This is a genomic window from Thalassotalea euphylliae (genome assembly GCF_003390335.1).
Lineage (GTDB): Bacteria > Pseudomonadota > Gammaproteobacteria > Enterobacterales > Alteromonadaceae > Thalassotalea_F > Thalassotalea_F euphylliae_B.
This window is the reverse complement of the sequence record NZ_QUOU01000001.1, coordinates 1,002,095-1,023,269: the sequence shown is the minus strand read 5'-3', so window position 1 is coordinate 1,023,269 and position 21,175 is coordinate 1,002,095. Positions and strand designations below refer to the sequence as shown.

Genomic DNA, 21,175 nt, shown 5'->3' with positions numbered 1-21,175 from the left:
CTGTTCAGCCCAGTAGTCAGCAACTAGACTCGCTATGAGTTTTTTGACATCGCGATAATAGGCGAAATTTATTCACCTAATACGTGTGTTTTTATCGTTTGTCAGTTCGCCGCACTCCTCTCTACAGTTAAGGTGTCACTACAGATATCCCCCTCTGTGAGTGACACTTTGACTGAGCACATTTCAGTTAAGCACTAACTCTAGTAGGCATTTACTTGAGTAAGCATAAATTGAAGAAGGAGAGCATCATGAATAAACAACTGAGTAAGATTTCAGCACTTGTATTACTCCTCGGCACAACGGCCAGCGCTGTTGCTGTCGCCGCTAAAAATGTCACCACCGACGCGAAATTAAACGGCCTTAAACTAGCCATTGTCAAAAATGCCCCTGGCTCTGATGAAATTATTGCCGGTGATTACCAGCTTGGCCTTGATAAATTAGCGTCGGCAAAGCAAGACCCGATTTCCAGCTATAACCAAGCAATGGGCATGTGTGTCGCCAATATTAAGCTAAACGATTTATCGCTAGCCGATAAGGCTTGCAGTTTTGCCGTCGAACAAATTGACAAGGTGACAGGGCCAAGCGCTCAGAAGCTATTTTTAAAATCAATGGCCTACAGTAACCGAGGGATAGTGCGTTATTTAGCAGACGATAATGTCGGCGCACTTGAAGACTTTACCAGCGCCTTATTGGTTGACAACAACACCATTGTTAAAAATAACTTGTTAACACTAAAGCGCATCAGCTATGGCGACAACAAGGGAGCTAGGTATCAAACAGCGAGTGTAGGAGAGTAAGATGCAAACTGTATCCGCGGTTAGCAACAAGCTTGCCATCGCCAAAAAGTCACCAAAACAAGGTTCTATTTGTTCAGATAAGGCTGTGTATTTTCGACAGCGATAGCCTCAATAAGCGATGCGAAAGTTAAATGTCGAATAAATATTACAGCGTCCCATTAAGAGGCTGTTATGTTAACAACTCAATAAACTGTGGTTATCTGTTTTTGATAGCCACATTGCTCTTTTGATACCAATTGCTAGCGTAAATCAAACATTCAATCGTATCTGCCCCTAGCAAAAAGGCTTCACTCACTGTTAAAATCTAGCCATTGAATCATTGTAAACAAGAAGCATAGATAAGATGGGTAGAGCGTTTCAAAACCGAAAAGAGTCTATGGCCAAAACCGCCGGCCAAAAAACTAAAGTTTATTCAAAATACGGTAAAGCAATTTACGCAATTGCGAAAAGTGGCGGTGTCGACCCTGATGGCAACCTTGCACTGCGTAGCTTGATTGACAAAGCGAAGAAAGATCAAGTGCCAACACACGTTATCGACAAAGCCATCGACAAAGCCAGTGGTGCTGGCGGTGAAGATTACGCCGAGGCGCGCTATGAAGGCTTTGGCCCAGGTAACTGCATGGTCATTATCGATTGTTTAACAGATAACGGTAACCGTACGATCAAAGATGTACGCCAGTGCTTTACCAAAACCAACTCAAAAATTGGTTCAACGGGTACTGTTTCTCATATGTTTGACCATCAAGCCGTTTTCGCTTTCAAAGGTGAAGATGACGAGACTGTGCTAGAAAACCTAATGATGGCTGATATTGACGTGACTGACGTTGAGTTAGAAGACGGCATTATTACCGTTTATGCACCACACACTGAGTTTTTCAAAATCAAAACAGAATTTGCTAACAGCATGCCTGAATTTGATTTAGAAGTTGAAGAAATCACTTGGGTACCGCAAACGTACACGGATATTGAAGGCGAAGAAGATATCGCCAATTTCGACAAGTTTATTGCGATGCTAGAAGATTGTGATGATGTACAAAACATCTATCACAACGCGGATGTAAAAAGATCGTAACGCTTTCAGCTTGGCATTGAAATTTATATCCGTTTTTTGCGAATAAAAGCCAAGAAGAAGACTTAAAAATGCCAGCTTTCTGAAAGGAGCTGGCATTTTTTTATTGTCTAGCTTCTAACTGGGCTTAAAATCTAGCGCCAAGCTCTACTCCAAACCTCCCAGCAGTAGAGTTGGTCAATTCCAACATGATTAATCAATGTTAACGAGTAGTTGGCGTTTCGCAGCTAACTTTTTTGCAGCCAAGGTATCGACTTTGGCGAGGACTTCCCTGCTGCCCGATTCATTTTTGGCAAACAACTTCACATGGCTAATCGCCCAGTGTCCGTCTACTTTGCTCAGCGTAAACTGATACACGCCTGATATCGCCCAAAAGCCTGAATCACCAAGCCAGTGGCTGGCGGTGAAATCTACGGTCACTTGAGCGCTATGCCAATCAGTTTCACCTTGTTCCATCACAACACGCATATTGCTTAGTTCATGGAATGTAGTATCAAACCCCGGTAAAAAGCCAGCCCACTGTTGCATTAGCGCTTGATTACTGATTGTGTGCACCTCACCACCAAACAATTCGGTGTAATCAAGGCTCACCTGATTGGCAAATAATGTACCTAGGTACTCAAAAGCACTTTGGTCAGCAAGCGCAGAAAAGCTGTAAATCGCACTTCTTACTTGCGCTTCGTCTTGACTTAATGGCGCATTAGCCGCATGGGTTGAATTGGTTGTCATGATCACGCTCCACAGTATCAATAAACAGAGTATTTTTTGCATTGCATCACCTTTTACTTTTGCTAATGAAGTGGCGATTAAGTGGCAAAGCCAGTAGCTAGGTGCCTTACTAGTCCGCCACTTAAATTACGATTAAGCTAAGTTATATGAGCTACTTTACTGGTGCTAAGTAAAGTAGCAGTGCCCAGCTTATAGGTGTTTACTAAAATGAGTGTCAATTGCCTGCAAGGCTTGTGTAACGGCACTCGGCTGATCGTAAAAGTCGAATTGGGAAATACCGTCTAACCAAATTGCTTGCACATTAGCGCCAGCTTTATCTAGGTATTGCTTTGTACCAGCCGGCAGTGCCATAGCGTCAGACGCCACCATCAACACTGGCTTGTCCTGAGCCTCAGCATTTTGCAGCGCATCGTAGTTCAACCACCCTTGCCACGAAGCCACATTGAATAAATTGTCGTATGCAGGAATTAACCCGCGATCAGTTTCGGTGTAATAAGGGGCTTGATACATCAAGGCACTTTGATTCGTTAGGCTCGCGGCTTCAATAGTAACCAATAGTTCACTTTGCTCAGCGTTTTGAGCGGCAGCCAGCAAAGCGTTAACGTTTTCTTCACCACCGTATATGGCAGTGGCGAGGGTTTTGTCATGAAGCCAAGGGGCAACGACAGCCACGGTTTTTATGCCTTCGTTGGCTAACACCGCATCCAGCATGTAACCCGCAGATGCACAAATACCCAAGCCAGCAATGCGCTTTGTATCAACGAATGTAAATTCGTCTCCCACTTCCTGAACAGCATCAATCACGGCTTGAATATCTGCAATTTTACGTTGCGGGTCTTCGAGGTATTGAGTCTTGTCAGTAGATTCGCCCCAGCCACGAAAATCGAAGGTTAATGCTGCATAACCTTGCTCAGCTAATGCCCTTGCATACACCGCAGGCATTTGTTCTTTAACTGTCGTCCAAGCACCAGTGACGATAACAACCGGTAACTTTTCACTGCCTTGGTTTGCGTTTTGTGGCAGGCATAAGTTTGCCGCTAGTTCGCCAACCTTAGTTTTCAGTTGAATGTTTTGCATAACGTTTTCCTCACTTACACTTGATGATTTAATGACTGTAGCGCTTGCTTGTATTGATAGTGCGGCCAGCAGACCAATGAATAATGGCTTAACCATGAGCTTTCCTCTTGCGATGTTGGGAACAAGTGTAATGACGTGGATTAGCGCTATATTGAAGATTCGTGCTTAATTTTTTGTAATTTATTGCCAGGCTCAGCACTAAGTAAATAGTCACATCCGTGAATACGGCAAAGTGTTGTCGACTGCTGTTTGGCTGGTTATAGTTTTTGGCAAGGGAGCTTTTGGTTAGGAAGCTTTGACTAGGAAGTTTTGGCTAGGAAACATTAGCCAGACATAGTTAACTAGGTACGTATAACCTGAGAAGGTGCAGAACAAGCAAAATGAAATCGCAATTACAGTTTATTCAAGCCGACACCGAACAAACGTCTGACTGCGGCAATGTATTAGACATTGAGTTATCAAGCCACCAGCTTGAGTGGTCTGGCGTTATCTTAGAAAAAGGCACTTCTCCTCATTTTTATCCACAAAATGTCTATACCCCCTATTTCTACTTTGCGTTAGCACTCGATGAGGACTTGCACTGGCAGGCTGGCGAGAAAAGCAGTGTGATAACACTAAAAACAGCGCCCGGTAATATTTGGATAAACCCGCCTAACACCCCATTTACTCACACTATCGCTGAGCCTTGCTATTTTGTTATTTTGGCGGTTGAGGCCTCGGTATTTTTTGCTCATTGTCCACTGAATTTAGACCAAGAAAAACTCAGTTTTTTAAACAATTACAATGTACTTGATGACACAATTAAAGGCATAATGGAGCTGTTTTTGCTGGAAGTGTCAGCGCAAGGGCGCAATGGCAAAGTGTACCTAAAACAACTACTTGCTTTACTAAGCACACACTATATTCAGCACTATTCTAACTATCTCGATTTACAAAACACTCAGCAGCAACAGTCAAAATTCGACCAATCCCATGTCGACAAAGTGACTGATTACATTAACGCACACATGGGAGAGCATATTAGCGTTGATGACCTAGCAGAGCTGCTAAAATGCAGTAAGTTTTACTTTCTTCGAGAGTTTAAGAAGTGTACTGGATTAACGCCATATCAATACCTGATGAACCTAAGACTAACGAAGTCGAAAGACTTACTGAGTCATGCTCAGGCTAATATTGCCGATGTTGCCCAGCGACTTGGGTTTACTGATCAGGCTCATTTTACCCGCGCATTTAAAAGCCACTTTGCCCTTACTCCAGGTCAGTTTTTAAAAACTGTGAAATAAAGCTAAATGGCTACACAGCGGAGTCATTCACTAAATACAACGGTCGGTAATTAGACCGAATGTTTAGAGATAAACTCACCTTCAAGTGGCGCCGGTGAACGCCCATTCACCTCTTCGGTTAACCAGTGTAAGTAATCATCAAATGCCATCGGCTTCGCATAAAAGTAGCCTTGCCCAATATCGCAGCCGAACTTTCTTAACAGGTCTTCGTCTTGCTGGCTATTAATGCCCTCGGCAACCACTTCTAGCCCCAAACCTTTTGCCATTCTAACAGTCGTTTCAGCGATGGTTTTACGTTTTTTATCATCGCCGACATTTTGCACAAACTGGCGATCAACCTTGAGTTCTTTAAATGGCAGTTCACTGACATACGCCATTGACGCATAGCCAGTTCCAAAATCGTCAATACTAATGGTGACACCTAGCTCAGTGAGCTGTTCAATCGCAGCTAACGCTTGTGCGTTGTTAGTAATCGTGGCCGATTCCGTTAATTCAAACACAACTTTGTTAGCAGCAATTTCAGCCGCTTCAATTGCTTCGGCAACATACTCATAAAATCCCTCGGCAGAAATGTCTTTGCCGCTAATATTGATGGAAATCATGTGATGCTTATAACCTTGAGCCAACAAAATACTGTGTTGTGCTATCGCTTGCTTGATAACCCAACGAGTCAACTTGTTAATTAAGCCCATGTCTTCAGCGACAGGAATAAATAACGTTGGCGGCACAAAGCCAGCCTCGGTTTCTTCGTCACCATCGCGATACCATCGGATCAAACACTCACTACCACACACTCGCATGGTTTTTAAATCAACTTGCGGTTGGTGATACAACTCAAATTGCCCCTGTTCAATCGCCGCGTGAATATCTGCGGCAAGTTTTAAGCGATAACCACTGGTATCTGATTGGTGCTCAGCGAAAATCGCCCACTTACTGGTGTTATTTTCCGCATCAGGCAGCGCCAGCAGTGCTTTGTTAACGAGTACAAAAGGCAAATGACCATGCTCAGGATAATTGGCAACACCGACATTCGCCTGCAAGGGAATTTGCAAATCTGCTATGCGATATGCCTCTTCAACTAATGTATTGATAGAAGAAACAAGCGTTGTTAACGATTGCTGATTGGTGTGTTGGTTGACGACAATGGCGAGCGAGTTGCCTGACACTAAGGCAATTTTCTCCCCTTTCATACCTATGGGTTCAATCGCATCATTGTATGCAAATAACGGCGTTAACTTTTGGTACAAGCGCTTAAACAGCTCAGTATTCATCGCATCATTGACGTACAACGCCACGCGCTCAATGTGCTCAGGCTTTATCACTAGCACGCTGAGTTTTGCTTGAGGTGAGGTCATTAAACGCGATAACGCCCGCTCAAGCGTACTTTTGCGCGGAATGCCTGAACTAGGATGGTAGCTAATTTCAATCATGCGCTCTGCTTCGTGACGACGCATACGCTCAGCAAGCGCAAACGACATTAAGGTGACTTCACACATCACGGCAATTAAAAATGCATTGCGCAGCACAAATGAATATTCAATAACATTGAGTAAAACTAGCGGCTGAATAGCAGCACCAATGAGCAAAGGCACCCAAGAAATCACGTAAAACCTCGCCCAACCAAATTCTTTACGTAACTTTATTACGACCAAAGTAATTGAATAAGCATAGAAAATAGGCACTAAACTAAAAAAAATATTAGCTCGCAGGCCATGCGGTAAAGCAAAGCCTGCAAAACTCAGTACTAACAAAGCCCATACACTGTAGTGCCCAATGGTTAACAGCTTACTTTTGTCTTTATCAAACTTTAAAAAGTACAAGGTAAACAATACCAAGAAGCCCAATAGGCAGTAGTGAAAGAAAAGTGAGTAGTAATTTAAAACATTTTGAATTTGGGCACTAAAAAGCAGGTAGCCGTAGCCATTAACCGTTGCCAAAACAAAAAAAGCAGCAATTAAATAGCCAATATAAATCAAGTAAACTTTGTCGCGAATCGCCGTAAAAATAACTAAGTTATACAGCGCAATGACCGTGAGCACGCCAATAGCTGCGCCGAATAATAGCCGAGTCAGTGACTGCTTAGTCTCAAATTGCGCGGCTTGATACCAAATAAGAGGAATATCAGGTGGGCCTCCGGCTTTCAGTTTGATTAATAACTGGCGACTTGCTCTTGCTGGCAATTCAATTTTCAAATGTGGAAACGCTGTCGCTATCAAGGTACTTTGATTCAGTGCCTTTAACGACTGGCCAGCCTGATCGTTTATTTGAAACACATTAACTTGCGACAACATAGCGTTATCAATATGCAGCACTAGTGAAGCGTCTTGATTGCGCTGATTATTCAACGAGAATTTCACCCAATAAGCACTTTCTCCCAGCGCAAAGGGAATATCGTTAGGTTGAGCATGGATAAAGGCCGCCTCGCCATTAACCACCTCGCCAGCGGTTAGCGTATTATTTTTATCGATAAAGTAACTTGAATTAACCTTGATTGCAGGCAACGTTTGGTTCATTGAGCGAGTATCTAAACTCATTAGGTGCTGCATCGCGGCAAAGCCAGTTGCAAGCATAATCAAAAGTAATGAACCAATCAGTGAATAACGTAACCAAACAGACTTAGACAACTTAACGCCAACCATTTTCAAACATTTTTAGGCATGAACTCAGATTATACCGATATCGTAAACAAATTACTGCGCAGATGTGTAATTAGGGGATTTACGGCATCAAATTTGTGATGAATTGCTGTGCGCTAAAGTAAAGTTCAAAGTACAGCTAACGTCTAATGCACTTTGTGAAAAAAGAGAAAATCTATACTTAACATTCGGTAAACGTTACTATTTTACTATTGATCGTTCGTTGGTTCTTACTTTGAAATCAAAACCCACTTCTTTTGACATTGCTTATCGCGCGGGAGTCTCGCAGTCAACCGTATCGCGCGCACTGAGAAATAGCCCACTGGTAAACGAAGAAACCCGTTTAAAAGTGCAAGCGATTGCTCGTGAACTCAATTACAAAGTGGATAAAAACGCCAGCAATTTGCGCTCGCAACAAAGCAGTACGTTAGCCCTGCTGCTATTTGAAGATCCCACCAATGACGATTCATTAATTAATCCGTTTTTCTTATCTATGCTGGGCAGTATCACCAAAGCCTGTTCAGACAAGGGCTATGATCTGCTGGTGTCTTTTCAACAAATGAATGACGACTGGCATGCGGAATTTGAAGATTCCAACAAAGCCGATGGTATCATTTTGTTAGGCTATGGTGACTTTGTCGATTACGAAGAAAAGCTTGAGCAACTGATTGAACAAGACACGCGCTTTGTTCGCTGGGGAGCTCAAGTTGAGTCGCTGCCGATTGTCTCCATCGGGTGTGATAATTTTCACGGCGGTTATCAGCTCACGGAGCACGTCATCATGAACGGCAGAAAAGACTTTGCCTTTTTTGGGGAAGCCTCAAGCCATGCCCCTGAATTTTTTGATCGTTACAAAGGCCACTGCAAAGCTTTAACCGATAACAAACTAGGGATAAACGCCGCCAGACAACTAGATGCCATATCAACAGAAGATTCTGGTTATCAAGCTGCACTGAAATTAATCGCCAGCGGCGAACCTTTCGATGCTGTGTTTGGTGCCAGTGACCTGATTGCCATAGGTGCAATGCGCGCTTTACAAGACAATGGCTATCAAGTGCCTGAGCAAGTTGCAGTGATTGGCTTTGACGATATCCCCATGGCGAGCTTTACCTTTCCATCTCTCACCACCGCTAAGCAAAACACTAAGCTAGCAGGCGAATTACTGGTCGATAGCTTGATCAAGTTAATTCACGGTGAACCAGTAAAAACCACCTTGATGCCAACCAGTTTAATTGTGCGAAAATCTTGTGGTAGCTAACACTGCATTATTTGCATCAGTCCAAACTAAGGTTATTTGCCTTTTTAGCCCGATGGCACTGGTACAACAGCTCGATAACAGTGCAACCGATTGACACTAAAAGCAAAACCTAAATGCAGCGAGTCTCCTCACCATGGTCACCCTGCCCATTTGCCTTTGTCATCGAGCCTTAATAAGTCGTTAACTTAACGTTCAACAAAGCTAAACCGAATTGTCATAAACCACTCGTAGACTGCTGCCCCGTTAATTTTGAACTAACGCACAGCGCTTTTAACACGGCTAACGCTAAGTCACAAAGCGACACGTGCATAAAAATAAAAAACTAATGGGGCTCTCATGTCTACGCTTACAAATAACAAGTCACTACTCGCTACAGCGATTGCTTTCGCACTTGCTGCACCTTTGGCAATGGCAGATGAAACTAACGAAGAACAGCTAATTGAAGAAATTACGGTCGTTGGTCAAAGTGTTTCATACGCGAACAATGAAACACCGGAAGAAATGTTCAAACAACAATCAGCCATGACAAGTGCACTAGCCGTTATTGATAACCTACCGGGTGTATTAATCAACGAAGGTGACACATTCGGCTCTGACGATTGGTCAACTACCGTGTCTATTCGCGGCTTCCAATTAAGCCTAGACGAACAGCAGATCGGTATTACCATCGACGGCATTGCTAATGGTAACTCTAACTACGGCGGTGGTGCGAAAGCGAACCGTTACATTGACACTGAAAACTTAGGTGTTGTGCAAGTGTCTCAAGGGACTGCAGATGTCGCGTCGCGCTCACATGAAGCACTGGGTGGTACACTTAACTTTACGATATCAGATCCTGAAACAGAAGAGAAGGCAACAGTTAGCTTAACGTTGGCAGACTTTGATGGCCAAAAGTACTTCGCCCGTTACGATACCGGTGAAATTTTTAAAGACACTTACGCTTGGTTCAGCTTATCTAGCACACAGAGCAGTGACTGGATTCAACAAGCGGCAGAAAATGAGCGCGACCACTACGCAGCTAAGGTCATCAGCGTTGTTAATGGCGTAGATTTAACGGCTTACGTTTCGTATGACGATACACATGAAGATAACTACCAACGTGTTAGCCTTGCAGGTTTTGAACAAAACCCTGAGTCTGACGGCTTAACCCAAGACTGGACGGGTATTCCCTATGTTGACCAAACATACCGCCGCGGCTGGTCAACACTGCGTGAAAACATCTTTGGCTACTTAAAAGCCGCATACACCACTGACGCTTACGAGTTATCGGGTAATGTTTACTACCACGACAACTCAGGTCGCGGTGACTGGGTACCACCTTACTTGGTTGACATAAAAAATGACGGCGCCGAAGGCCACTCAGAACTTGTTTCTGGTAACACAGTATTCGGTGGCGCGCCACTAGGTCGTATTTACTTTGTTGATGCCGCAGGCAACAGCTTAGCGCCTGCTGCGGGATGTGTGAGTTCAATTCTTGCGCCATACGGCGGCTCTGGCCCAGAAGCAGACCCAGCATGTTACGATCGCAGCGCAATTCCTGTCGGCTCATATCGTCACACGCATTACAACAAAGAGCGCTTTGGCTTTAACGGTGACTTCGCCCTCTATACTGATTTTGACAACATGAGCAACACCTTACGCGGTGGTGTTTGGTATGAAGATTACGAGCGCGACGAATCACGTGATTGGCACAAAATTATTGATTCACGCACCAGCTTCCAATTTGACCATAACCCATACTGGGTACAGTACGACCGTAGCTTCACTGTTGACACTATGATGTTCTACCTTGAAGACGAATTGGATATGGGTTGGGGTAAAGTGCGCGTTGGTGCGAAAAAGTTCTTAGTTGAATTAGAAGCTGACGATAACTTCAACCGCGGCGCAGACAAGGTAAAAGTTGATTCAGATTCTGACGTACTTTTCTCGGCTGGTGTTGTGTTGGACACAGGCATTGACGGTATGGAAGTGTTTGCTGGCTTCGCCGAAAACTTCGCTGCGATTAAAGACTCAGTACTTGAGCGCGATGCGTCACAATTAGACAATATTGAGCCAGAAACTGCTGACAACATTGACTTAGGCATTCGTTACAGCTCAGATGCTATTGAAGCGAGCTTAACTTACTACGACATCAGCTTCGACAACCGCTTGGTATTCATCGCACCTGATTCACCAGACGGTATTGACTTCCTCGTTGGCAACAACGGCTCATACGTTAACGTAGGTGGTATTGACTCAACGGGCTTTGAAGCATCATTAACTTGGTACATTTCAAACGAATGGACAGCTTACACGTCATATACATCAAACGAATCTGAGTATACAGAGGGCACTTCTGCTTTCCCTACCGGTAACACAGTATTTGGCTCTGCTGAAGACTTAGCGGTGGTTTCATTCGATTGGTTACGCGATGAAAAATTTGCTGGTGTGTCAACTAAGTGGGTTGGTAAGCGCTGGTTAGATGCAGCCAATACACAGCGTATCGACGACTACATAGTGTCAGACGTCTATGCTGGTGTAACACTTGAGCGCCCAGTCGAAGGTATTGAATCGTTAGAAGTACGCCTAACCATCAACAATATTACTGATGAAAGCTACTTAGGTGGCGTTGCGGGTCAAGCGGCATGGATTGGCGCTCCGCGCACAGCGGCGCTAAACATAAAAGCGGCTTTCTAAATCAGATAAGCTTGTGAGTATGCACAAAATCCGGCACGTCTTTGTGCCGGATTTTTTGTGTTTAACCTAAGTGCAGCAGCACCAATGGCAGCACTCATACTGAGAAAACAAAATGAATAATATCAGCCACATCATTACCAGAACGCTAACCGCAGCGCTACTGGGCGTATTCCTTTCACATCACGCAATTGCGCAACAAGTTGCTCATGCCAGCCAAGCAAAGCCCCTATCCAAAATTTACTTTGGCTCGTGTGGCAAGCAATACAAGCCAATGCCTATTTTTGACGCGATTGTTGCCGACCAACCTGAACTGTTCGTTTTTCTTGGCGACAATATTTATGGTGATACCGAAGACATGAGCGAATTGCAGGCAAAATACGACACGCTTGGCAACCACCCGGGCTTTAAAAAGCTGCAAGCCTCAACACCGTTAATTGCCATTTGGGACGACCATGACTACGGCGAGAACGATGCGGGTAAAGCCTACCCACAAAAAGAAGCGTCACGTAAAATCATGCTCGACTTTTGGCAAGAGCCAAAAGACTCAGCGCGTTATCAGCGCGATGGGATCTACACTTCGTACCTGTATGGCGAAGGTGACAAAACGGTTCATATCATACTGCCAGATTTACGGTGGAATCGAGATGAATTGCACCAAGTAAGCAAATTCAATTATGTGACTAAACGCATGCCAAATAATATGGGGCCATACCAAGTTAGCCCTGTTGCAGGTGCTTCAATGCTAGGTGAGCGCCAATGGCAATGGTTGGAAGCGGAACTTAAAAAGCCTGCGACCATTAAAATTATTGCCTCTAGTTTGCAACTATTACCTGAATTTACCGGCTGGGAGTCGTGGGCGAACTTCCCGAGCGACCGCAACCGATTACTCAACCTTATCAAACAGGAAAATATTGCTGGTGTCATGATGATCAGTGGTGATACGCACTGGGGGGAAATATCCAAAGTGAGCACGCAAGGTATGTACCCGCTTTGGGAAGTGACCAGCTCTGGGCTGAGCGAGAAATGGAAAGACGTTAGCCCGAACAAACACCGTCAAGGTCAGTACACTCATGATGTTAACTATGGCTTTATAGAAATAGATTGGGAACAAGCAGATCCGACGATTCAATTCGGCTTAAAACAAATAGACGGCAAAGTATTTAGCCAGCACCAAGTGCAGTTATCTGAGTTGACGTTTAATAACTAAGCTTTAGCCACTAGTAGTACTAGAGTAGCCAGTAACACCAGCAATGAAAAAGGAGCATAAAGCTCCTTTTTCATTTGATTTTCAATAAATTGAATGTACTAGTCTTGTGTTTCGGTATCTTTAACAAAAATCACTGAAAACGCGGCTAAGAACATGGCCACACCAGCGAGCATAATAATGTTAATCGCTTGGTTATCGAATATATGACTTAGAATCCAACCTGATGCGATACCTGAAACAATTTGCGGTGCCGCGATGGTAAAGTTGAAAATCCCCATATAAACCCCCGTTTTATCGGCGGGTAATGCACCAGCAAGAATGGCATATGGCATGGCGAGAATTGCCGCCCAAGCAATACCAACCCCAGCCATTGACCAAACTAACCCCAACGCACCTTGAGGGATTTCCACTTCCGTGATAAATAAATCCACATGGGTGAGGGTTGGGTCTTGGAACAGTACAAAGCTCAAATAACCTAAGCCGCCAGTAATAAGGCTTAGCGAATAGGTCAGCTTACGACCAAAAGTATTTGCCAGCTTAGTCATGACAATGGCAAATAAGACCGAAAATAACGCCTGTGCAGCGTATAAAATACCGACCCAATCCCCCGCAGAGCCTTTTGCTTTAGCAATGTCCGTTGGCAAGCCACCAGCCGCTTGAATGTGGGCAGGGTCAAACCATTCTATCGCCACGCCCCAAGTGTGTTGAGTAATAGCGGCAGGCGTATATGTCCACATGATAAAAAGCGCAAACCAAGAGAAAAACTGCACTAAGGCCAGTTGCTTCATGATCACAGGCATATCTTTAAATAGCGCCCAAAAACCTGCCAAACGCTCACCTAAGCTGCGCTGCGTTTGTTGCTCTTTTGCAACAGCGGCTGCGTCCATGTCTTTAAACGCGTAATACTGCTCTGGTGGGTACTCTTTGGTGCGCAATACTGTCCATAGCACGGAGCCAAGCAATACCGTTGCCCCGATATAGAAAGACCAAATCACTGATGGCGCCACCTCACCTTGCGCAGAAATATTATCTAGCCCAATCACGTTGGTAAGGAAAAACGGTAGTATCGAGCCAACAACCGCACCAATGTTAATCAGTAGCGTTTGAATGGAATAGCCCAAATTTCGCTGGTTATCCGGCACCATGTCGGACACCAGTGAGCGAAACGGTTGAAACGTTACATTAAAAGCAGCATCTTTGATGGCAAAGATAAATAAGCCAAAGATCATCGGCGGAATAAAGGCAACCACCATAGACGCATTGGGCAGCAGTGCCATCGCCATTGCTGCAACAATTGCACCACCTAAAATGAAAGGTAGCCTGCGACCCAGGCCATTCCATGTTTTATCAGAAGCCGCACCAACAATTGGCTGGACAATTAAGCCCATAATGGGCGCTGCCAGCCAAAATAGTGAAAGTGATGAAAGGTCTGCCCCTAAGTCCGACAAAATACGGCTAACGTTACCGTTTTGCAGTGCAAAACCAATTTGCACGCCAAGAAAGCCAAAACTGACATTCCAAATCTGCCAAAAGCTCAGGTTTGGTTTAGTGTTATTCATTTATCTCCCCCAAACTGCGTTTTAGTATTATGTTGTGCGCAGTGGTCACCGTCATTTTTTGAAGTTGTAAAAAAAGCACACTGCGCAGGCAAGTGTGCTTTATGACTTATCCTAACTGCCTTTTCCATTACTCGGCAATTAACTGCATACGTATTCAGCTTTATCCAGTGCCATTGATATAAGGCTGCTAAGTTAACAACTTAGCTTTCATCGTTTGGAATATCCTCTTCAACCACATCACTGACAGCCGTTTCCACTTCGATACGGTCAACACGCTGTAGGCCGCGCGGTAGTTTATTACCGCGACGACCGCGTTCACCGCGATAATGCTCAATATCCACCGCTTTTAGCGTCAGCTTTCGGCGACCCGCATGCAGCGTGACCGAATCAGTAGGCAAAATAACCGCCATTAGCGTGACAAACTCTTCTCGAGCTTTGGCGCGCGCCGAGGCGATATTAATGATTTTATTCCCTTTACCTTTACTCAGCACGGGCAAATCTTTTACCGGGAACACTAACATGCGCCCTTCGCTGGTAATGGTTAGACACAGGTTTTCATCTAAATGACCAATTGGCATCGGCGCCAGCACTTTGGCATTCGCCGGTAGGCTCAATAGCGCTTTACCGTTTTTGTTGCGGCTGACCATATCACTAAAGGCACCAACGAAACCGTAACCAGCATCCGAGCTTAGTAAGTATTTACTTTCATCATCAGCCATTACAGCTTGTGTAAAAGACTCACCTGCGGCAATGTTAAAGCGCCCAGTTAATGGCTCACCTTGGCTACGTGCGGTTGGCAAACCGTGGGCATCCGTTGCATAAGCTCGACCACTGGTATCAATAAATACCACAGGGCGATTACTACGCCCCTTAGCCGAGCATAAATACGTGTCGCCGGCTTTATAACTCATTTGTGCTGGGTCAATGTCGTGCCCTTTGGCGCAGCGCGCCCATCCTTTTTCAGAAACCACTACGGTAACTGGCTCACTTGGCACTAGGTCTTTCTCAGAGAGCGCTTTAGCTTCGCCACGCTCAACAATTTGCGAGCGGCGATCGTCACCGTAAAGCTCTGCGGCGGCTAAAATCTCTTTTTTCAATAAGGTATTCATACGCGCTTTTGAGCCAAGAATTTTTTCTAACTTGTCTCGTTCTTGGTTGAGCTCATTTTGCTCGGCGCGGATCTTAATTTCTTCCAGCTTAGCCAATTGGCGTAGCTTGATTTCTAAAATGGCATTGGCTTGAATTTCTGACAAATTAAAGCGCGACATCAATTCTTGTTTGGGTTCGTCGTAGTTGCGAATAATCTCAATGACTTCGTCAATATTGAGATAGGCAACCAGTAAACCATCGAGAATATGCAAGCGCGCTAACACTTTATCTAAGCGATATTGCAAGCGTTTACGCGTGGTTTCACGGCGAAACTCCAGCCACTCCGCCAAAATATCGCGCAAGTTTTTCACCGCAGGCTTGCCATCAAGGCCAATCATGTTGAGGTTAACGCGATAGTTTTTCTCTAAATCCGTGGTCGCAAATAAGTGCTGCATTAGCTGCTCGGTATCAACGCGATTCGAGCGCGGCACAACCACTAAGCGAATGGGGTTTTCATGATCAGACTCATCACGTAAATCCACCACCATCGGCAGCTTCTTCGCCTGCATTTGGCTGGCAATTTGCTCAAGTACTTTCGCGCCTGATGCTTGGTGCGGCAACGAGGTAATGACAATTTCACCGTGTTCAATGTCATACACGGCGCGCATTTTTATGCTGCCACGACCAGTTTGGTAAAGCTTTTCGATATCCGCTTTCGGCGTAATGATTTCGGCATCTGTGGGGTAGTCAGGACCTTGTACGTGCTCTAGTACATCGGCTAGTTCACTTTTCGGCTGCTCAATTAGGTGTACACAGGCATTAGCAATTTCACGCACATTGTGTGGCGGAATATCGGTGGCCATACCGACCGCGATTCCCGTGATGCCGTTCAGCAGGATATGGGGCAAACGCGCGGGTAGTGTTTTCGGCTCTTTCATAGTGCCATCAAAGTTCGGCACCCAATCTACTGTGCCTTGACCTAACTCCGACAGTAGCACTTCACTGAACTTTGATAAACGCGCTTCGGTATAACGCATCGCGGCAAACGATTTAGGATCGTCAGGCGCCCCCCAGTTTCCTTGACCGTCAACAAGTGGGTAGCGATACGAAAATGGCTGCGCCATTAACACCATAGCCTCATAACACGCCGAATCGCCGTGCGGATGGAACTTACCTAACACGTCACCAACTGTACGAGCCGACTTTTTGTATTTCGCAACCGCGGAAAGACCAAGCTCAGACATTGCATAAACAATGCGGCGTTGTACTGGCTTTAAGCCATCACCGATATGTGGCAATGCGCGATCCATGATCACATACATGGAATAATTGAGGTACGCTTCCTCAGTAAACTTGCGCAAAGGGACTTGTTCGATACCTTCAAGGCTATATTCGAGTGTGTCAGACATGAATTTATTTTTCCTAACTACTGACGATTCTACAGGGTAAACTTCGACCTACAATGAGGTGTTGGCGCGGGTCATCATTTTACCTTGATTTTAATTATTGTTGTTGTCAATTTGCAGGTGCTACGAGCCAAATGATGATGTTGGTTAGCTTAGCGGATTCTTAGCTGAGAAAAAACTGTTAAACGCTTTTATCCTAGTATTTGGGTATTTAAGCTTTAGCTATTGGTCGCAACAATCGACGAGGGTGCATTAAAACTCATCACCTGACCGCTTCCCGCTTGTTTGGCAAGGTACATCGCATCGTCAGCTGACTTGATTAAGCTATCCACACTGTCAATTTGCTCCGTTAGACTGGCAATACCAATTGACACTGATATCGCGATGGTACGCTCTGCGATCTGCAATGGCTGAGCGGCAATCTTAGCAGCAAAATTATTGGCAATCGCTTGGGCGGCAACAGCGTCAGCTTCCGGCAAAACAGCAATAAACTCCTCAGCTTCAAAATGGGCAAAAATATCACGAGAGCGCATCACCTCCTGACCAAGCCTTGACACTTCTTGCAAAACAGCATTGCCACAGTCGTATCCACACTCACTGTTAATCTGTTTTAGTTGATCAACATCGATAACGAGTGCGCTTAATGGCTGTCGGTGACGCTTCGCTCGCTTGATCATTTTACGAGCAACTTTATATAAGTGAGCGCGATTACTTAACCCCGTCAGCGCATCCGTTTTTGCCAGCCATTTGAGCTTTCTCCGTATTTGAAGTTGACGAATAATCATCAACACGAACACAATACAAATGCACAACAAGATAATGGCATAGCGCTCTTGCTCTTGCTTTTTCAGTTCAATGCCAGCAACTTCCGCCTGCTTGAGTTTGCTTTGCTCAGCCAATAGCAAATTCACTTGCTCACGCTGGTTTATTTGATATTTTTCTTCTAACTGCGCCAACTGTTGCTGTTCATTGCGCTCAAACTCTTCAGCAAACTTTATCAAATACGTGCGACGATGATGGTAGCCTTGCTGGTAATTGTCTAATCCGACATAAGCATCCGATAACGCTTGGTGATAATGATAGAAAGGTGCAGAATTCTGCATACTTTCCGGTAGGCTGGTCGACAGCGCATTCGCTTGTTCGAGCGCTTTAACGCTATTTTCAAAGCGCTTATTTTGCAGGGCAACAACCCCTCGTACGTAGTGCAAAAGCAAACGTTCAGCATCATTAATGGTGGCAATAGGTTTGATAGACTGGACTAGCGCGGCATCGTCTTTGACCTGTTTTGCTTCAACCGCCCTCACTAAGGTAAGTAATTGCTCTGACACTGGCATCTCTGACACTTGCTCTTGGGGAATTGGCATGGCTTGGCTGTGCGGAGCGTAAAATGCAGACAAGAGCACAGACAAGAGCACAGACAAAAGCAAAAATACGAATACCGGCGCACAGCTTGCCATTTTTGGCAACCAAGGACGACAAGCATGATTAAGCTTACTTGCTAACCTTGCTAAAGCTCTCGCCAGTTGCACTCTTTTAGTCGGCATAACTTGCACGTTTAACGCTTGCGTCACTAGTAACATATGCGCTCCCTACCACTGTGCCTAGTGCGATGTAACAAGCTGTCAACGTGCTCAAATAGCTTGGGTAATTGATAAGAGTTGATCGATGCGGTCGTCGCAACGCCAATACTCACGGTAAGTTCTGCATCAACACTAAGCTGCTGGTTGGCATCAGCCACCGCTTGACGAAATTCTGCTGCTTGGTGCTTGGCCTGCGTCAAATCGGTATTGGGCAGAATAACGACAAACTTCTCTCCCCCATAGCGTCCAAATACGTTCGGCTTGGCAAAGACCCTCTGCCCGACTTGCCCAAGTAACACTAAGGCTTCGTCACCTGCACGGTGGCCGTATTGATCGTTAACCGCTTTGAAAAAATCACAATCAACCAGTAATAAGGCGACGCTTTGTTGTCGCTTTTTCGCTTGTTTTAATTCCCTAATTGCCAATTCAATAAAACGGCTGCGATTGAGAACTTTGGTTAAAATATCAGTGCGAGATGCTTTTAATAGCTGCTTTTGCCCTTTCATTAAGGTGTTGAGCAACACCGCAAAAATAAGTGCCAACAATGTGGCTGCGTATATGTAAAGTTGTTTGTATTGCGCGCTTCCCTTGACATCAGCAAGTGCTAGCGACTCCAATCTATGACGACTTTCGAGCAAACTTTTTTCAATATCAACGCGCTGACTTTCGTATTGCAAGCGCAGCTCTGCTTCTGCTTGGGCAGTACTATTTTCAATAGTTGCCATGTTCAGGTCGTAAACGCGCTGATAGGTGTCGTATGCCTTTTTATGCGCCCCCATTAATCGATAAGTTTCTGAGCGCAAGACCAAAAGCACCGCCTCATCCATCGGCGCGGCATTGATATTGTTGCTGTGAAACATGGTAAGGGCTTGAGATATGGTCGACAGCGCTTGCTCGTATTGCGCCATTTCTTTAAGAATCATCGCCTTGTTGATGAGAAACTGGAAGGGCAAGTAATGGTGCTCTACATCTGCCAGCAACAATTCAGTAATTGCCAAGTGTTCAAGTGCTAAATCGTATTGTTTGGTCGCTTCATCAGCGTATATATTGGCTAGACCCATATGACCACTAAACAGCATTTCGGTGTTGTTTAGTGGCGCTAGCTCAGTTAACAAGCGCTGATAAGTGGCGATCGCCTGCTGTTTTTTGTCATCTAAGGCATAGCTACTGGCAATGTTGTGCAAATTGTTAATGGCTAGTAGTGGCTTTTTAGCGGCCATATAGTATTGATAGGAAGATCGATAATACTCGCGAGATTGCTCGCCTTTTTTCAAATTGTCATAGAGAATGCCGAGCTCACTGTATACCAAGCCTTTGAGCTCTAAATCAGATAACCGCTCTGCAATAGTGGCCGCGTCATTGATCGCCACAATCGCTTCTGACAATTTGCCCGTTTGGTAGTAAATCGCCCCGATGTTAATTAACCCTGTGGCAATTTCTTTTTGATCTAGCAATGACTCGGCGACTTCAAGCCCAGACAAGTACTGCTCCATCGCCTGCTCAGGTTTGCCTAAGATTTCTAACGCAAAGCCCAAGTCATAGGCCAGTTGAGCAATAATAATTCGGGGAGAAATAAGGCTCGACGCCAATATAAGCGCTTGTTCGGCTGTTGCTCTGGCAAGTCGATACTTGCCTTGCAGTGAATAAACTTCTGCGAGTAAATGATAGTATTCAAGCTGTTCAATCAGTGGGGATTGGGCTAAGGACGCTTTCAGTGTTTTTAACTGATCAATGGCTGTGGCGGGGTCACTGTCTGCCAATCGTTTAATTGGCGCTAGCTGTGTGATTAAGGAAGGAGCCGTTCTAGGTGCGTCATTGTCGTTGGGGTGCCAAGGTGTCATTCCATAACCAGTAAAAGAGAGCATGGACATACAGGAAAAACACACATAGCACCACATGCTGATTTTTTTGTTTTGATTAGTAAACCTTAGATTCGAGCGGCTAGCACGCCTTAAACAGTCATTTGCTCGACCTGGTATTTCCCTATCTTTCGCCGCCAAGTCTCTTGAAGAAAGCGAAGTTGACACTAACAACAGTATCAGATCGCAGACTCTTTGAGTGCCCTCGAGCCAACCGCTGAGCACACGCTCGAAAAAAAGGAGACAGAAACACTTGATGGTGAACACTGAGTTTGGGCGCCTTATTTTGTAAAAATATTGTTAACGCTTTTTTTTCAGTATAACGACAATTCCCGAGCAATCAAAGTGTAAAAAGTATCATTACCCAGCGTTTAAAAATAACAACATAACACGCCAAAACAGCAAGTTACACAACCATCCATTAGGGTGTAACCGTGTAGTTGAAATCCCAAAAGCTGGCTTCAATTTTGTTGCCTTCGGGGTCTATGACAAAACAGCCGTAATAAGGCTCACCATATTCAGGGCGAGAGCCAGGCTCACCGTTGCAAATAGCACCAAGTGCGATGGCTTGTTGGTAAAATTGCTCCACCTGCTGACGAGACTTCGCGACAAAGCCAAAGTGCACACCATTGCCGCTACTCATTGGCTGTTTATCAAACGGGATTTGCACCCAAAACTCAGGGTAACCTTTGCCAAATGCAAGTGCGTGTTCGTACTCGCTCACCAAATCAATGCCTAATGTTGCCAGCACAGGTTGATAAAATGCTTTGGCTTTAACCAAATCATTTGTCCCGATGGAGGCATGGCAAATTGTGCGACTGTTATTGCGCTCGCTGTCTGCCGTCAATTGTGTGTTCTGGTTTTTAGTCATAGGAAAGCTACCTGAGCATTGTAAATTTTATTTAGTTTGTAGTGATTTGGTTTATCGTGGCTTTGTTTTTCTTTTCACC

General features: G+C 44.9%; 14 protein-coding genes. 6 read left to right on the top strand and 8 right to left on the bottom strand.

What is annotated here, in order from left to right; all coding sequences use genetic code 11:
• The first annotated feature begins 248 nt into the window (after positions 1–248).
• Positions 249–797 (top strand): hypothetical protein, encoded by a 549-nt coding sequence (locus DXX93_RS04540; protein ID WP_116007027.1) that lies wholly within the window; start codon positions 249–251, stop codon positions 795–797.
• 343 nt (positions 798–1,140) lie between these two features.
• On the top strand, positions 1,141–1,869 hold the full coding sequence (locus DXX93_RS04535; protein WP_116007026.1) for a YebC/PmpR family DNA-binding transcriptional regulator: 729 nt from the start codon (positions 1,141–1,143) through the stop codon (positions 1,867–1,869).
• 189 nt (positions 1,870–2,058) lie between these two features.
• Here the strand turns inward: DXX93_RS04535 and DXX93_RS04530 are convergent, their stop codons facing one another.
• Positions 2,059–2,595 carry a nuclear transport factor 2 family protein gene (locus tag DXX93_RS04530; protein ID WP_116009832.1) on the bottom strand — a complete coding sequence of 179 codons (537 nt, stop codon included), beginning with the start codon at positions 2,593–2,595 and terminating at the stop codon, positions 2,059–2,061.
• Positions 2,596–2,784: 189 nt separating this feature from the next.
• The gene (locus tag DXX93_RS04525) at positions 2,785–3,672 is read right to left on the bottom strand and encodes an alpha/beta hydrolase (RefSeq protein WP_258872587.1); all 888 of its coding nucleotides are present in this window, start codon (positions 3,670–3,672) and stop codon (positions 2,785–2,787) included.
• A gap of 380 nt (positions 3,673–4,052) precedes the next feature.
• On the opposite strand from DXX93_RS04525, the gene DXX93_RS04520 reads away from it, so the two are divergent.
• Complete coding sequence (locus DXX93_RS04520; protein ID WP_116007024.1) at positions 4,053–4,955, top strand: helix-turn-helix transcriptional regulator; 903 nt, start codon at positions 4,053–4,055, stop codon at positions 4,953–4,955.
• A 50-nt stretch (positions 4,956–5,005) separates the two neighbouring features.
• On the opposite strand, the gene DXX93_RS04515 is transcribed toward DXX93_RS04520, so the two are convergent.
• Complete coding sequence (locus DXX93_RS04515; protein ID WP_181902140.1) at positions 5,006–7,579, bottom strand: EAL domain-containing protein; 2,574 nt, start codon at positions 7,577–7,579, stop codon at positions 5,006–5,008.
• A 247-nt stretch (positions 7,580–7,826) separates the two neighbouring features.
• Here DXX93_RS04515 and DXX93_RS04510 point away from each other — a divergent pair, with 247 nt between their 5' ends.
• The 3 genes from DXX93_RS04510 to DXX93_RS04500 all read left to right on the top strand — a co-directional run bounded on the left by DXX93_RS04510 (position 7,827) and on the right by DXX93_RS04500 (position 12,732).
• Positions 7,827–8,849 (top strand): LacI family DNA-binding transcriptional regulator, encoded by a 1,023-nt coding sequence (locus tag DXX93_RS04510; RefSeq protein ID WP_116009831.1) that lies wholly within the window; start codon positions 7,827–7,829, stop codon positions 8,847–8,849.
• Positions 8,850–9,185: 336 nt separating this feature from the next.
• Positions 9,186–11,525, top strand: a complete 2,340-nt coding sequence (locus DXX93_RS04505; protein WP_116007022.1) for a TonB-dependent receptor — start codon at positions 9,186–9,188, stop codon at positions 11,523–11,525.
• A gap of 112 nt (positions 11,526–11,637) precedes the next feature.
• Positions 11,638–12,732: an alkaline phosphatase D family protein gene (locus DXX93_RS04500; protein ID WP_116007021.1), complete on the top strand. Its 1,095-nt coding sequence runs from the start codon at positions 11,638–11,640 to the stop codon at positions 12,730–12,732.
• A gap of 98 nt (positions 12,733–12,830) precedes the next feature.
• Here DXX93_RS04500 and DXX93_RS04495 read toward each other — a convergent pair whose 3' ends face one another.
• From DXX93_RS04495 to DXX93_RS04475, 5 genes are all read right to left on the bottom strand, one after another.
• Positions 12,831–14,291: an MFS transporter gene (locus tag DXX93_RS04495; RefSeq protein WP_116007020.1), complete on the bottom strand. Its 1,461-nt coding sequence runs from the start codon at positions 14,289–14,291 to the stop codon at positions 12,831–12,833.
• A 200-nt stretch (positions 14,292–14,491) separates the two neighbouring features.
• Entirely contained in the window at positions 14,492–16,789 is a 2,298-nt protein-coding gene (gene parC, locus DXX93_RS04490; protein WP_116007019.1) for a DNA topoisomerase IV subunit A, read from the bottom strand.
• Between the two features lie 215 nt (positions 16,790–17,004).
• Complete coding sequence (locus DXX93_RS04485; RefSeq protein ID WP_116007018.1) at positions 17,005–18,366, bottom strand: GGDEF domain-containing protein; 1,362 nt, start codon at positions 18,364–18,366, stop codon at positions 17,005–17,007.
• Complete coding sequence (locus DXX93_RS04480) at positions 18,357–20,207, bottom strand: tetratricopeptide repeat-containing diguanylate cyclase (protein ID WP_181902139.1); 1,851 nt, start codon at positions 20,205–20,207, stop codon at positions 18,357–18,359. Before DXX93_RS04480 ends, DXX93_RS04485 begins: the two co-directional genes overlap by 10 nt.
• Positions 20,208–20,646: 439 nt before the next feature.
• On the bottom strand, positions 20,647–21,096 hold the full coding sequence (locus DXX93_RS04475; protein ID WP_116007016.1) for a VOC family protein: 450 nt from the start codon (positions 21,094–21,096) through the stop codon (positions 20,647–20,649).
• Between the last annotated feature and the right edge of the window lie 79 nt (positions 21,097–21,175).

Coding starts and splice junctions, on each gene's coding strand:
- DXX93_RS04520 (WP_116007024.1), top strand. CDS start 4,053: ATGAAATCGCAATTACAGTTTATTCAAGCCGACACCGAACAAACGTCT.
- DXX93_RS04535 (WP_116007026.1), top strand. CDS start 1,141: ATGGGTAGAGCGTTTCAAAACCGAAAAGAGTCTATGGCCAAAACCGCC.
- DXX93_RS04540 (WP_116007027.1), top strand. CDS start 249: ATGAATAAACAACTGAGTAAGATTTCAGCACTTGTATTACTCCTCGGC.
- DXX93_RS04505 (WP_116007022.1), top strand. CDS start 9,186: ATGTCTACGCTTACAAATAACAAGTCACTACTCGCTACAGCGATTGCT.
- DXX93_RS04495 (WP_116007020.1), bottom strand. CDS start 14,291: ATGAATAACACTAAACCAAACCTGAGCTTTTGGCAGATTTGGAATGTC.
- DXX93_RS04475 (WP_116007016.1), bottom strand. CDS start 21,096: ATGACTAAAAACCAGAACACACAATTGACGGCAGACAGCGAGCGCAAT.
- DXX93_RS04530 (WP_116009832.1), bottom strand. CDS start 2,595: ATGACAACCAATTCAACCCATGCGGCTAATGCGCCATTAAGTCAAGAC.
- parC (WP_116007019.1), bottom strand. CDS start 16,789: ATGTCTGACACACTCGAATATAGCCTTGAAGGTATCGAACAAGTCCCT.
- DXX93_RS04525 (WP_258872587.1), bottom strand. CDS start 3,672: ATGCAAAACATTCAACTGAAAACTAAGGTTGGCGAACTAGCGGCAAAC.
- DXX93_RS04485 (WP_116007018.1), bottom strand. CDS start 18,366: ATGTTACTAGTGACGCAAGCGTTAAACGTGCAAGTTATGCCGACTAAA.
- DXX93_RS04480 (WP_181902139.1), bottom strand. CDS start 20,207: ATGACACCTTGGCACCCCAACGACAATGACGCACCTAGAACGGCTCCT.
- DXX93_RS04500 (WP_116007021.1), top strand. CDS start 11,638: ATGAATAATATCAGCCACATCATTACCAGAACGCTAACCGCAGCGCTA.